Source organism: Candidatus Tiamatella incendiivivens (genome assembly GCA_015522635.1).
Taxonomy (GTDB): Archaea; Thermoproteota; Thermoprotei_A; order Sulfolobales; family Acidilobaceae; genus Tiamatella; species Tiamatella incendiivivens.
Genome location: WALW01000019.1, coordinates 226,671 through 239,832, shown reverse-complemented (window position 1 = coordinate 239,832; position 13,162 = coordinate 226,671). Strand labels below are relative to the sequence as shown.

General features: G+C 40.2%; 16 protein-coding genes and 1 tRNA gene. 7 read left to right on the top strand and 10 right to left on the bottom strand.

Translation table 11 applies throughout. The annotated features are described in order from the left end of the window. Positions 1 to 16: 16 nt before the first annotated feature. A complete protein-coding gene (locus F7B60_04580) occupies positions 17 to 973 on the bottom strand; it encodes a hypothetical protein (GenBank protein ID MCE4614786.1) in 957 nt (318 codons plus the stop codon). Between the two features lie 32 nt (positions 974 to 1,005). Then, positions 1,006 to 1,455 carry a hypothetical protein gene (locus tag F7B60_04575; protein ID MCE4614785.1) on the bottom strand — a complete coding sequence of 150 codons (450 nt, stop codon included), beginning with the start codon at positions 1,453 to 1,455 and terminating at the stop codon, positions 1,006 to 1,008. A 66-nt stretch (positions 1,456 to 1,521) separates the two neighbouring features. On the opposite strand from F7B60_04575, the gene thiI reads away from it, so the two are divergent. Continuing rightward, the gene (thiI, locus tag F7B60_04570) at positions 1,522 to 2,682 is read left to right on the top strand and encodes a tRNA 4-thiouridine(8) synthase ThiI (GenBank protein MCE4614784.1); all 1,161 of its coding nucleotides are present in this window, start codon (positions 1,522 to 1,524) and stop codon (positions 2,680 to 2,682) included. 60 nt (positions 2,683 to 2,742) lie between these two features. Here the strand turns inward: thiI and F7B60_04565 are convergent, their stop codons facing one another. Next, a complete protein-coding gene (locus F7B60_04565; GenBank protein MCE4614783.1) occupies positions 2,743 to 3,591 on the bottom strand; it encodes a hypothetical protein in 849 nt (282 codons plus the stop codon). Positions 3,592 to 3,743: 152 nt separating this feature from the next. Between F7B60_04565 and tadA the strand changes: the two genes are divergently transcribed. Beyond that, a complete protein-coding gene (tadA, locus tag F7B60_04560; protein ID MCE4614782.1) occupies positions 3,744 to 5,246 on the top strand; it encodes a Flp pilus assembly complex ATPase component TadA in 1,503 nt (500 codons plus the stop codon). Here tadA and F7B60_04555 read toward each other — a convergent pair. Further along, positions 5,243 to 5,695, bottom strand: coding sequence for a Holliday junction resolvase (locus F7B60_04555; protein ID MCE4614781.1), 453 nt, complete (start codon positions 5,693 to 5,695; stop codon positions 5,243 to 5,245). The genes tadA and F7B60_04555 overlap by 4 nt on opposite strands. A gap of 99 nt (positions 5,696 to 5,794) precedes the next feature. Here F7B60_04555 and F7B60_04550 point away from each other — a divergent pair, with 99 nt between their 5' ends. Both F7B60_04550 and F7B60_04545 read left to right on the top strand, forming a co-directional pair. Then, positions 5,795 to 6,592 carry a slipin family protein gene (locus tag F7B60_04550; protein MCE4614780.1) on the top strand — a complete coding sequence of 266 codons (798 nt, stop codon included), beginning with the start codon at positions 5,795 to 5,797 and terminating at the stop codon, positions 6,590 to 6,592. Positions 6,593 to 6,602: 10 nt separating this feature from the next. After that, positions 6,603 to 7,952: a nodulation protein NfeD gene (locus F7B60_04545; protein ID MCE4614779.1), complete on the top strand. Its 1,350-nt coding sequence runs from the start codon at positions 6,603 to 6,605 to the stop codon at positions 7,950 to 7,952. A gap of 6 nt (positions 7,953 to 7,958) precedes the next feature. On the opposite strand, the gene F7B60_04540 is transcribed toward F7B60_04545, so the two are convergent. Beyond that, positions 7,959 to 8,168, bottom strand: coding sequence for a hypothetical protein (locus F7B60_04540; GenBank protein MCE4614778.1), 210 nt, complete (start codon positions 8,166 to 8,168; stop codon positions 7,959 to 7,961). Continuing rightward, positions 8,158 to 8,973, bottom strand: a complete 816-nt coding sequence (locus F7B60_04535; protein ID MCE4614777.1) for a hypothetical protein — start codon at positions 8,971 to 8,973, stop codon at positions 8,158 to 8,160. The genes F7B60_04540 and F7B60_04535 overlap by 11 nt, the downstream gene beginning before the upstream one ends. Before the next feature lie 133 nt (positions 8,974 to 9,106). Between F7B60_04535 and speD the strand changes: the two genes are divergently transcribed. Beyond that, complete coding sequence (gene speD, locus F7B60_04530; protein MCE4614776.1) at positions 9,107 to 9,493, top strand: adenosylmethionine decarboxylase; 387 nt, start codon at positions 9,107 to 9,109, stop codon at positions 9,491 to 9,493. Positions 9,494 to 9,540: 47 nt separating this feature from the next. On the opposite strand, the gene F7B60_04525 is transcribed toward speD, so the two are convergent. The 4 genes from F7B60_04525 to F7B60_04510 form a co-directional block, all read right to left on the bottom strand. Beyond that, positions 9,541 to 10,140 carry a hypothetical protein gene (locus F7B60_04525; GenBank protein MCE4614775.1) on the bottom strand — a complete coding sequence of 200 codons (600 nt, stop codon included), beginning with the start codon at positions 10,138 to 10,140 and terminating at the stop codon, positions 9,541 to 9,543. 58 nt (positions 10,141 to 10,198) lie between these two features. Beyond that, the gene (locus F7B60_04520; GenBank protein MCE4614774.1) at positions 10,199 to 10,606 is read right to left on the bottom strand and encodes a Rid family detoxifying hydrolase; all 408 of its coding nucleotides are present in this window, start codon (positions 10,604 to 10,606) and stop codon (positions 10,199 to 10,201) included. 25 nt (positions 10,607 to 10,631) lie between these two features. Continuing rightward, positions 10,632 to 10,739: transfer RNA gene (locus tag F7B60_04515), tRNA-Ile, on the bottom strand. Positions 10,740 to 10,779: 40 nt separating this feature from the next. Further along, the gene (locus tag F7B60_04510) at positions 10,780 to 12,024 is read right to left on the bottom strand and encodes an adenosylhomocysteinase (GenBank protein ID MCE4614773.1); all 1,245 of its coding nucleotides are present in this window, start codon (positions 12,022 to 12,024) and stop codon (positions 10,780 to 10,782) included. A 133-nt stretch (positions 12,025 to 12,157) separates the two neighbouring features. Between F7B60_04510 and F7B60_04505 the strand changes: the two genes are divergently transcribed. Both F7B60_04505 and F7B60_04500 read left to right on the top strand, forming a co-directional pair. Continuing rightward, on the top strand, positions 12,158 to 12,454 hold the full coding sequence (locus F7B60_04505) for a hypothetical protein (GenBank protein MCE4614772.1): 297 nt from the start codon (positions 12,158 to 12,160) through the stop codon (positions 12,452 to 12,454). Beyond that, positions 12,423 to 13,157 (top strand): geranylgeranylglyceryl/heptaprenylglyceryl phosphate synthase, encoded by a 735-nt coding sequence (locus F7B60_04500; GenBank protein ID MCE4614771.1) that lies wholly within the window; start codon positions 12,423 to 12,425, stop codon positions 13,155 to 13,157. Before F7B60_04505 ends, F7B60_04500 begins: the two co-directional genes overlap by 32 nt. Positions 13,158 to 13,162 lie beyond the last annotated feature (5 nt).

Genomic DNA, 13,162 nt, shown 5'->3' with positions numbered 1-13,162 from the left:
TTCATCCCTGAATAAACTAGTAATACCATGTTTCATAATAGTTATGCTCCCCAACCATATAGAGCCTGTTTGATTGAGCTCTACAGAACTCCATAATGGGGCAATCTCCGTTCTGTATACATTTAGGATTTTCTCTCTTACATACTGTTCTCCCGAAACTCCAGAGGAAATCGTCTAGTATAAAGGGATCAACACCGGCTTTCTGAGAAACCAGTTTAAATGCTATTTGCACGTAATAACGGATGAGAGTATCTTCCTTGCCGGTAAAAGGCGTTCCATATGCTATTTTCTCAAGTAACTCCCGCTCTAGGTGTATTAATCCCCACCTAATCGCTATTCTCGTTAAATGATTGTCAACAGGAACCTCTTTGTTCCAGCTGTCAACTATCTGCAATACTCTCCGCCTCTCTAGGAATTTGGCTAGGAGAAAAGCTTTCTTCTCTACAGGGTCTTGGTACGCGGTAAATGCTTTCAGTAATTCAATGAAACCCTTTCCTTTATTCTTGAGGTATCCTTTGCTGTATTCAATTATGTTGTAGGCCTTCTCATCGAACAAGGCAGTTAATTTTCTCCCAATATCTCTTAGGAGCAGTGTTCTCAAGTTGATATCAACTGGTCTTACAACTCCCCTGGGGGCAAGCCATTCTTTAACATCGTCCTCTGTTATGTGAGAGAGATATTCTGCTGTAAAAAACTGGGGTTTCGTCCTGAACATTTCCATACCTAATTTATATAGTAAATCGGCTCCATGATACTTCTCTCCACGCATTACCAGTTCATATGGTCTATTTGGCCTACTTAACCGATGATCCATAGATACCATAACTAGGAAGTACATCGTGAGGGCTTCAAAATCTGTTCCTTCTGGGGGATAATAGTTTGGATTCACGAATGGATCTACCGGATGGTCTTTTAGAATTTTACCTAAAACCTCGGCTATTTTATCAATCTGCTCATAATTAATGGAAAGCATATACAAAGCATAACACCCTCTTTTTTATCTCACTAGAGCAGGTATACATTCATATTGTTTTGCCCGCCTTGTATGAAAACCTTCCTTCGACCAAGTGTTCTAACGTAAAGTTCGCTTGGTGTTAGAATAGCGTAATCATACAATGCACCATATATAGGAACTGTAGTTATATAGAACAGTTTTCCTCTCAATACCGTGTATCTGACTTCAAAGAACCCTATTTCAAGTCTAGAGTTGCTTGAGATAACTTGTTTTGAGGACTTCCTGTTGGATCCTCTAAGTTGTTCATTAAATCGGATATAAAGGTGCTTTAAGTTTGAGCCTTGAGCAAGGAACTGTTCTTCTGTTCCAATTATTCCCTCTAATTTAATATCTCTCTGCGAGAGAGTTATATGCCATTCATCTCCTCTGATGGTTAGCTCGCTTACACCCCAAATACTAATAACCCCAGAGATCCATTTTACCTCGATTTTCTCCTTCATCTTTCACCAGATTATTTTAGGCTCAAGGTTTAACCCATAAATAGTTAAGTAGGGTGTTCTTGTGGGTTGAAAAAAGTTTACTTAATTAGGTATTCGGAACCAGCTGTCAAGGGTAGTTATACTAGGTCGAAAATGATTTCAAGGATGATCTTAAACATACGTAAAGCCTTAGGCTTCAATAGAGTCAATGTTAATAGGGTTTACCATGAACATGCAAGAATAATAGTGGAAGTCGACCAGTATGATCTCTTAATAGATAAAATCCTTTCCAATGTTTTCGGTGTCAAGAGCTTTTCTCCAGCGTGTTTTACGGATACAGCTGATCTACGTAGAATAAGTGAAGTAGCCCTTGAATTATTTTGCAATAAAATCAGAGGGAAAGAGTTTATGGTTAGGGTTAGGAGAACGGGAAAGCATCCGTTTACGAGTAAGGATGCGGAAAGAGAAATAGGCGGTTTTTTGTATGATAACTGTAATCCCAGAAAGGTGAATCTTACGAACCCTGAATACGCTATTCACATAGAAATTAGGGATAATACTTCTTATCTATATGATAAGATTGTAGATGGCCCGGGTGGTTTGCCCTTAGGAAGCGAGTCTAAGGTTCTCACATTATTCAGTGGCGGTTTTGACTCTGCTTTATCGGCTTGGATGGTGATGAAGAGGGGTTCACCCACGGATCTAATATATTATGACTTTGCTACAGAAGATAATTGGAAGGTTGCCCTTGAATTAGCTACAGCACTATATTCGGATCATATTATGGATCAGCACCCTATGAAAATATACAGAGTTCATTTTCATGAGACTGCAGAAGTCATATCCCGAATGATTAGAAAGAACTATAGAATCCTTGTATTACGTCGTTTAATGTTCCAGCACGCAGCTAAGCTGGCACTATCTAAGCATTACTTAGCATTAGTAACAGGAGAGTCATTAGGGCAGGTCTCAAGCCAAACCGTGGAAAGTATGTATGTTACATCTTCACACCTACAGGTTCCTATTCTGAGACCGGTTGTGGGATTCGATAAAGACGATATTGTAAAGGAAACGATGAAACTAGGTTTTTATGACATAGCATCTAGACAAACAGAGTTCTGTTCCTATAAAGGTGCACGTGCTTCACCTCGCCCCGAGCCACCTATTTTTAACGAGGAATTTTTGAAGATCACAATGATACTAGAGAGTATATGGCCCCCCAAAATAGATGTTTACAGGATTCCTTGATTTTTATGGGGGATGAAGAGTTTGGAGGGCCTGAACTTTTAGTAATGTAGAAGCCCTCGATCACTGACCCATATTCTTCCTTCCTATAGTTAGATGCTCTCCAGCATCTATGACTAGATCATTTTCTATGATAAGAGATTCGATTCTTTTGCAAGTTGATAGAACATCCATTATATCAGCCGCCGTTAAATTGGCTAAGTAATGAGGTGGCTCATTGAAATTAAAGACAGCTATATAGGCCGGGTTCCTTTCATATATGCCCCAGTTCAATCCTCTCGATTCAAACGCTATTTTCGTGTTTGAAAGTAAGTTATCAGCTCCCATGTAGCAGGGATTATAAGAGAACCTATTCACTAAAGCTGGAGCCGTTCTCCCCCTATAAAATACTGTTTGCTCACTTGAATTTAGATAAATAATATTAGACTCATTACCTCCTTCCCGTAAGTGTTTGGGCACTAAGCAGTGATTGCTATCTTCAGGGCATTTCTCCATTATAGCATTCACCTTTACACCCGTTTTCTCCTCTAAATCTACAGCTATCCAGTAAGAGGGCATTTCTATTCCGATAATCGCGACTCCATGTATGTTTAAATCAAATAACCCCCTGTTTATAGAAGATATAATAGCTGCATCATCTCTCCTGCGTAACGAATGGAGCCGATTCTCTAGGGAACCTCTATTGTAAGGGTGCATATCGTATAATCCGATATCACTATATGCAATACCCAATGCTGGGATTATAACTCTATTAGAGCCTCCTATTACCAAGGTAGCGTACTCGAATTCCTCTGGAACAGGCTGGGAACCCACTTTCTCAATAATACCGTCTTTAATATAAACATAGCCGTTGCTTATCAAGTTATATTCATCTAGGAATATACTATCTCCTCTTACTAGTATGTCTAGCAAACCTCTTCACCATCTTCATCTTCCTTCATTTCTTTAATGAAACTTTAAACCCTCTCATATAGAACCCTGTTTCTAGAGCAGTTGAGAGGGATAGGAATGTGAAAGAGTTTGCTGATCAAGGAGACACTTATGTACTTAGCATAGACAGTATAATGGACGGTTCGGCTAGGAGGCTCCTTGAAAGGATAAAAGAACCTACAGTATACATACATCGTTCCATTCTAGATTACCTGTTCCACGAAGCTAAGAAAGGTATAACAAGAGCTATAACTGGTATAGGCGAGCTTGAAAAAGTATATGACATTGTTGTCAGGAATAATAATGGGGGAATAATCTATTATACTGAAGGTTACAGGCCAGGATCTATGATATCCGAAGAAGTGACTAGAAGCCTTACGAGAAATTTAGCTAAGGAAATGGACTCCATCCTAGTAACGTCTGATATGATGGAGGCATCTGCTTCGAGGGCTATGGGTGTAAAAGTCCTATATTTAGGGGCGACTGAAAGAGTCGAGTTACGTATATCCAAGTACTTTGATGATAAAACAATGAGTGTTCACTTAAAAGAAGACGCTTACCCTATAGCAAAAAAGGGTAGACCCGGGAAATGGATTTTCGTTGTCCTAGAAAGGAGGAAGCTGAAAAGAGAGGAGCTTGAAGATGTTTCCAGAGAACTTATTGAGGCTGCAGTTGCTTCTCCCAAAGGGTTCATAGAGATTGATAGAGAAGGATCCTCTATTATACAGCTGAGAGATTATAGAATCGTAATAACCCGGCCTCCTCTAAGTGAGGGCTGGGAGATAACTGCTGTTAGACCTTTGGTCAAGCTAAGATTAGAGGATTATAATCTCCCTGAGAAGCTAATGTCTAGGCTTACAGAACGTGCAGAAGGAATTCTCATTGCTGGAGCGCCTGGTATGGGTAAGACAACTTTTGCACAGGCACTGGCAGAGTTCTATATGAGAATGGGTAGAATAGTGAAAACAATCGAATCGCCCAGAGACATGAGATTACCTCCAGAAATAACTCAATACTCCAAAAACTATGCAAGTCTAGGAGAGCTTCATGACATTTTATTGCTGTCTAGACCAGACTACACGGTTTTCGATGAGCTTAGGAATGACGAGGACTTCAAGCTATATATTGATTTGAGATTGGCAGGTATTGGTATGATAGGGGTCATACATGCTACATCACCCATAGATGCGATTCAGAGATTTATGAAAAGAATCGAACTAGGTATGATACCGAGCATCATTGACACAGTAGTCTATTTGAACAATGGGGAAGTCGATAAAGCCTATGAGCTAAAGATGACTGTTAAACTGCCAACAGGTTTAAGGGAAGCTGAGCTGTCAAGGCCTGTAGTTGAAGTTAGAGATTTTCTAACGGGAGACTTGGAATATGAAATCTACACCTTTGGAGAACAGACGATGGTGGTTCCTGTTAGAAAGCAGGTGAGAACTGATGGAACAGAAAAGAAGATGCTACATAGAATTTCAACTATTCTTCCAGATGCTGAAGTTGAATTTAGAGGTAGTAGAATCTTGCTAAAAATACCTAGAACAAGCACTAAGGCATTAGCTAAGAGGATAAAAAGGATAAAGCGTATGGCTGAGAAATACGGTTATGATGTTAATGTTGCTATATTCTAGTCTTCTTTAACGTACTCAGTTATTTTTCTTGATTTATCAATCAATCCTAACAGATTATTGAAGGTCAGTGCTTCCCCCAAGGAGCCTATGCTTACCTTATAGTTACCCTTACCCGTTTTCTCGAGGCATTCTATGGGTATGAATTTCCAGTCAATGTTATCGATTATCTTAATAGCTATAAACGCTTCTCCCCCTGATCTTCTAGCAAACTCTTTTAACCTCTCTACCTTCTCCCGGTCTAGGTATATTGTTGTTCTTTTCCACCTTACCTTTATCTCAAATACTAGGATTTTACCATTTTTTATAGCAACTAGATCCGGTTGGATAATGTCCCTTGAGCCTCCTCCACTGCCAGGCCCTCTAATTACAGCAAAACCTTTTGACCAGAGCTTCCTGGCAAGCGATCTTTCATAGTAAAAACCTTTTTGTCTACTCGTTCGTCTACTCATACCCTTCAACCACATTTGTATTGGGAAGGTGAGTATTAATGAATATATAAAGCCTAGGACGCTCTAGAATAAAACTAGGTATTAATAGGTGGTTCCACTATGGCTTCTAGTGTTTTATTAGAAACAGGTAGTCTACTGATAATTATACTCTTAATAGTATTGGCTAGTGCTATAAAGATAGTTAAAGAATATGAGAGAGCAGTAATTTTCCGTTTGGGTAGAATAATAAGTGCAAAAGGACCGGGTTTATTCTTCATTATACCAGGTATTGACAAGATGATCAGAGTAGACCTTAGAATTACTGTAGTTGATGTTCCTCAACAAGAGATAATTACAAGGGATAACGTGACTGTAGGTGTAGATGCGGTGGTATATTATAAAGTCATAGATCCTGTTCTTGCAGTGATGAAGATCGAGAATTATCCTTACGCGGTTATGATGCTTGCACAAACTACTCTCAGAGATATCATAGGGCAGGTTGATCTCGATGATTTACTTACCAATAGGGAGAAGCTAAATATAGAGCTACAGAAAATTCTCGATGAGCTTACGGATCCCTGGGGAATAAAGGTGACTCAGGTAACAATAAAGCAAGTAAAGTTGCCAGAATCCATGCTTAGAGCTATGGCTAAGCAGGCTGAAGCTGAGAGATGGAGGCGTGCGAAGATAATTGAAGCGGAAGGTGAGAAGCAGGCAGCAAGTATAATGGCTGAAGCAGCTCATTTCTATGAGGAGCACCCTGTAGCGCTTAGACTAAGAGAGTTGCAAACATTAATAGAGATAGCTAAGGAAAAGAATATGATAATTATATCACCCCAGCATTCAGGTGCCGTTGAACTAGCCGCGGCTATATCTTCGGCTAACAAAGCCATGTCATCCTATAAAACTGAGGGGTGACTTTCTTTAAATGAAACCCTCCGGCTTTATTTTCCTCTTTTTACTTTTAGCTTTGTTTTTATCAACAATTCCAGTTACTGCTTCAATTATACAGGTTCAAGCAGAGAATACTCCTACTTACAAAGTAGTTAGTGGAGCTGTTGTCATATCTATTGACGGTATGATAGACTCTTCAACACAAGAGTATGTTGAAAACGCTATTAAATATGCAGAGGAAACTAACTCTATTCTAATAATAGAGTTGAATACCCCTGGAGGATTCCTAGATCCCGCGATGAATATAGTTATAGATATAGACAAAGCATCTGTACCGGTTGTTGGGTATGTCGTGGATAAGTGGGCTGAAAGTGCTGGTACTCTCATACTTGTATCTTGCCATATAGCAGCGATGCAGCCTTATACCCAGATAGGCTCTATGCAACCGATAGAGTATGACCCGACAACAGGTAGCTATAAACCTGTTAATGAGTCAAAGATAATTAATCCTATCTTGAAGTTCCTTGATGATCATGCAGGTACCAAAGGAAGAAATACAACAATTCTACATAGGTTTGTAACGGAAAATTTGAATTTAGGAGCGGAAGAAGCGTTAAAATATGGTGTAATTAATCTCATAGCCAGTGATTTAACAGATTTACTAGAAAAGATAAACGGTACTAATGTAAACTTGACTTCAGGCTATGTTGTACGGATAGATTTACACAGTTTAAACGTAGAAAGATATGAGCCGTCGCCTAGGCAGGCTGTTGTTCACGCTTTATCTGATCCTATAATCTCAGGTTTACTACTTTCTCTCGGAGTCATGATTGTAGTTTTCTCTGTGCTATCAGGACATGCAGCCTTCCTAGGTCTGGGGGCATTACTTGTTCTTCTAGGACTTGTAGGGTCGGGCTATAGTGTAAACACTACTGTGTTGCTACTAATGGTTATAGGAGCTGTATTACTAGTCATAGAATTATACACGCCGGGATTTGGACTAATAGGAGGTACTGGAATAGTGATGTTGACACTAGGGTTAATACTGGTTCCGACCTCAGGGAATATAAGCATATCAAAATCGTATGCTAACCAGCTTTTATATGGTATATATGCACTTGGAATAGGCATCGGAGCATTCTTTGCCTTCATAATATATAAAATAGTAAGGATAAGGCGTAAACCTTCGTTTGAATGGAAGCTAGAGGGAGGAATAGGAAAAGCTGTTACAGATTTGGAGCCTGGGAAAGAGGGGTTCGTTCTTATCGAGGGCGAGTATTGGAAAGCTACCAGTTCTGAATCGATACGGAAGGGAGAGGAAGTTGTTGTTATCGGACGTAAAGGCTTGGTGCTTATAGTTCGTAGAAAAGAAAGTACAGAGTAGGTTCTACTAACACTCTTTTTCAAATAAAGTTCTCCTCAACTCTCTTAATTCATCGTATAAATCGTCAATCGCTTCTTGTATCTTTAAATGTATACCTTTGTGTTTTCCACATTCACTTGACTTGAATATAGTGTATAAATCTGATTCTAAAGACTCTATTTCAGAGAATATTTTATCAACAATGAGAAGAGGCTCTTCGTTTACCTTATTTTTCAATGATCTCAGACCCCACAATATAGTCCATTGAATCCTTTAAAGCAGTGTAGATGTTTACAATACTCTCGGAGACCCGTTTCTTAATTCCCTCTTGTTCCTCTTTGTCTTCTAGGTCGAAAGTGCTATAAGAGGAAAAGCTTTCTCGTACAACTAGAATAGATATGCTCCTCAAGCTTCTCAGGTACCCATATGAATATAGGATACTGGTATCTCTATCAATAGCGCAAAGCCTAGGGGCTTTAATTAGAGAGGATATTCGTCCCTCCTTGATGTTAAGGTGCTTTCCTATGTAACCCAGTGAAAGAACTATACATCCAACAGCTTTGCTCCCTTTCTTCTCCTCACTTGGCTGTAGTATTCTACTCATTAAGCTTCTCTTTGCTTTAAAGTAGAGGTCAAAATCAGGTATAGCCGGTAGCTTCAAATCAATGATATTATCGGAAATGAAATCCTCTCGAACAGCCGCTCTAGCTATAACTATATCACCCGGGGATAATTCTTTTGTTATACTATAAGCGGTACCTAGCTTGAAAGCCACTCTAACGCCTGCTGTAGTAAGATCACTTAGCAAGCTTAATGAAAGACTCGGTATAGAAGGATAATAAATCATGGCTGTCTCGACATTTTCTCCCATTCTGACTATAATACCTGTTATGCCATACTCTCCACTAAATGAATCCAACAGATTTTTAGATTCTAAGCTATTAATCTGGTCAAAAGCTTCCTTAGAATCTATGAGAAACGCAATCCCAGGCATACTTCTAGGAATGCCTGTCTCTTTGAACGTCGAGTAAAACCTACTCATCCTCTTACAACCCCATCTACTAATTTAAGTGTTCCATGTTTTCTGTTTATTACATTATTTCTAGTATAATAAACTGAGAAGGGGTCAAACCTTATATTTTAATTGAAACTCCCCTATATAAAGGGGGGTCAATATGAATACACAAGAACTGTTACACGAAGAAGTAGTGGGCTTCAGGGTTGTAGGGAAACACGTTTATGGTAATCTTATTGAGTGCATTAACGAAGACCTCCTTTCGGATGCTGAAGAGCTTAAGAGGATTGTTATAGAGGCTGCGGAAACCGGCAATATGACTTTGCTAGATGTGAAAGCTTGGGAAATAGGCTTGGGAGTATCTGTTGTAGCGATAATTCTGGAAAGCCATATAACTGTTCACACATGGCCTGAGTATAGGTACGCTACAGTTGATGTTTACTCTTGTGGACGCCATACAGATTCACAGAAAGCTTTCGAGTACATCATTTCGGCATTGAAGCCTAGAAGAGTTGAAATAGGGAAAGCTTCTAGGTCGCTGGAATAGGTTCAGGAGGGGAAACACCCCTCCACGCCCATTTCAACTAATTTCATTTATATCAAACCAAAAAACCTTTTTATTAACAAAATAGCTACTACGGCTGCCAAGCCTATTCCGGTAAATCTAGCTAACCCGGAAATTAGGCGTTCTCCACTGATTTTGCTTAGATATGTCCCTAGGAAGCCGATAATGACTAATCCTACACCCAATGACATAATGAATGCTGTTCCTACTGATAGGTCTAAGGCGTCTGCTAAAACAAAGGGAAGAGAGACAAGGATGGGAAATAGTGTTGCACCAAATCCACTCCATAAGGCGACGTATATAGGTATGTATTTTGCTGCCTTGTAGTATATGCTATCCTTATACAACTGACGGGCTACATGTGTCTGTATTTTCTTCAATTCTCTTTCTCTCTCAGCTTTCTCCGATAGGTAAACTCCTAGTGTAGCACTGAATAAGCCCATTGCAATAGCGGCACCGATTATTCCTAGTGCTAGGATTTTAGGATCGGTTTTAGAAGAGTACCCTCCCGACGCTACTCCTAGTGAGGTTAGAAGAGAATCAAACGCATTTGTGATAAACATTCTACGAGCTATTGATGATACCTCACCGTTTTTATCAACAGCTCTAACTACTTCGATGAACTCCATCCTATTTACAACCCACCGCTATCAGAGCATATATGGGGAGTTTTCAGCGTTATTATTTCTATTCTAGGTCACTATTTATCCTATATGCTATAGCCTCAACCTCTAGATCAGCACCTAAGGGCAGATTAGAGACTTCAACCACCACTCTAGAGGGAGGAGGAGTCTTACCTATAATCTCTGAGTATATATTATTGAACTCACCGAACTTCGATATATCCTTAAGATAGACTCTAACTTTTAAAAGTGTACTAACATCACCGCCAGCAGCTCTTATTATACTCATTAGATTTGTTAGTGTTTGCTTAGATTTCACAGAGAAATCCCCTTCTACCAGTTTCCCTGTTTTAGGATCAATGGGGATCTGCCCTGAGACGAATATGGTATCTTTAAAAACGACAGCTTGACTGTAAGGTCCGACTGGTTCGGGTGCTTCCTTTGTATATATGATTTCCTTCAATTTTATCATACACCATTTGTTAATTCGCAAATAATGGTGGGCCCGCGGGGATTTGAACCCCGGACCACCCGGTTATGATTCCCGGAAGAGGGCATTCCACCACACTTCTGCCGGGCGCTCTACCTAGCTGAGCTACGGGCCCTAGCCGGTTTCAGATTAATAGAGTACGAAGTTTTTAAGAGTTACTTCCAAGACGACAGATATTTCATCTGTTCTTCTGTTAGCTTGTCTATTTCAATGTCCATACTTCTTAGTTTCCTAGAAGCTATCTCCCTGTCTATCTCGAGAGGAGGGTTATAGACTTTTCTTCCTAGTTTCCCACGGTTTTCAACTAGATACATAGCAGCAAGTGCTTGGTTAGCAAAGCTCATATCCATTACTTCGCTAGGATGGCCTTCTGCAGCTACAAGGTTAACTAAACGGCCTTCTCCTAGAAGATATACTTTTCTACCGTTCTCGAGGGTGTACTCGGTTAGATTTTCCCTTATAACCCTCTTGGAGACATTTTTTGCTTCAAGGTTTTCAACGTCTATTTCCACGTTGAAATGCCCAGAATTAGCTAGAATTACCCCATTTTTCATTTTCAGAATATCTTCATAGCTGATAACATTCTTGTCACCTGTGGCTGTAACAAATATATCACCGATCTCCGCAGCTTTACGTATACTCATAACGGTGTAGCCATCCATTACAGCTTCTAAAGCTCTTATGGGATCAATCTCTGTGACAATAACGTTACCTCCCATCCCGCGCATCCTCATTGCAATGCCACGGCCTACCCACCCATAGCCTGCTACAACCACTTTTTTACCTGCTATTAATACGTTCGTAGCACGAAGGACGCCATCTACAGTACTCTGACCAGTACCATAGCGGTTGTCAAACAAGTGTTTAGTATAGGCATTGTTTACAGCTATAACAGGGTATAATAATCTGTCCTCCTTCTCAAGAGCTTTTAACCTAATAACCCCGGTAGTGGTCTCTTCGGTACCTCCGATCACTTTAACAGCTATTTCATTATGTTTGCCGTGAAGCATAGCGTGAAGATCAGCTCCATCATCTATAGCAATATCAGGTTCCGATAAAACTACTTCTTCAATACAACCGAAGTACTCCTCGGAAGATTGACCCCTCCAAGCACAGATACTCACTCCTTCCGAATATAAGGCTGCAGCAATGTCATCCTGCGTTGATAACGGGTTGCTTCCAGCTAGATAGACGTCAGCACCCAAAGCTTTTAGCGTCCTAACTAGAACCCCCGTTTCCTTTGTCACGTGAAGAACCGCTCCAATCTTCACTCCCTTCAGAGGCATAGTCGCCCCGTATTCTTTTCTAAGACCAACTGTTACAGGCATAAATTTCTCAGCCCATTCTAAGGTGAGCTTACCCTTACCAGCCAACTCCAAATTCTTAATCCTTATTTTCAAAGCATTACACCTCTACTAGCTATTCATAGACACTGATTTATTAACTATAAAATACTTCAGTAAAAACCTTCCTTAATATTCACAAAGTTAAAATCGTCATATAATCTATTACATCCCTAGATAGGTGGTCTGAGTGGCTCGAAGAAAACGGAGGAAGGTGATAAAACCGAAGCCTCTAAGCATGCCGAAAGTGTACCAATGCCCTAGATGCGGAGCTGAGACGTTATCTGTACAGTTCAAGAAAATCAAAGGTGAACCATTCCACAAGTTAGCAATAGTAAGGTGTGGTACCTGCAAACTATACTTAGAGTTAACTGTTCCACAGGTATTCACAGAAATAGATGTATATGGAAAAGTCATCGACCTAGCAAATGAAGGAAGACTTGAGGAGATGATAGGTGGACATACTCTCGATTCTGAAGAGGAGTAAACCTGTTCACCTAACTTTAATCGACCCTGGATCCGCTCCGGTAAGCGACGCATTAAATATAGCTCAAACAGCGTATGAAGCGGGAACCGATGCCTTCCTCCTAGGCGGCTCAACAAATATAGATTACCGTTCTCTAGACGCTATAGCTGAAGGGATAAAAGAAAACACAGGTAAACCCGTAGTTCTCTTCCCAGGGAACATAAATGGGTTAACACCACATGCAGATGCTGTCCTATATCTTATCTTAATGAATTCAATAGATCCTTATTATATAGCAGGAGTTCAGGTGCAAGCCGCTCCGATACTTCTTAGAATGAATCTAGAAGTCATACCTACTCCATATATTATCATAGGATATGGTGGTACAGTAAGCCATGTCGGGAAAGCTCTACCGGTTCCTAATGATAAACCTGAACTGATAGCGGGCTATGCTCTTGCGGGAGGATATATGGGGGCTAAAGCTATCTACTTAGAAGCCGGATCAGGTGCGCCCTTTACAGTAAACCCTGAAGGAGTTAAATCTTCACGAATACTTTTAAGTGAAGCAGGATTAGATCCTCTGCTAATAGTAGGTGGAGGCATTAGAGACGGATCGAGTGCACGTAAACTGATTAATTTTGGGGCTGACGCTGTCGTAACTGGTACACTAGCAGAGGAGGACCCTGAAAAACTAAAGGAAATAGTTAGAAGCATAAAGGAATGATATAG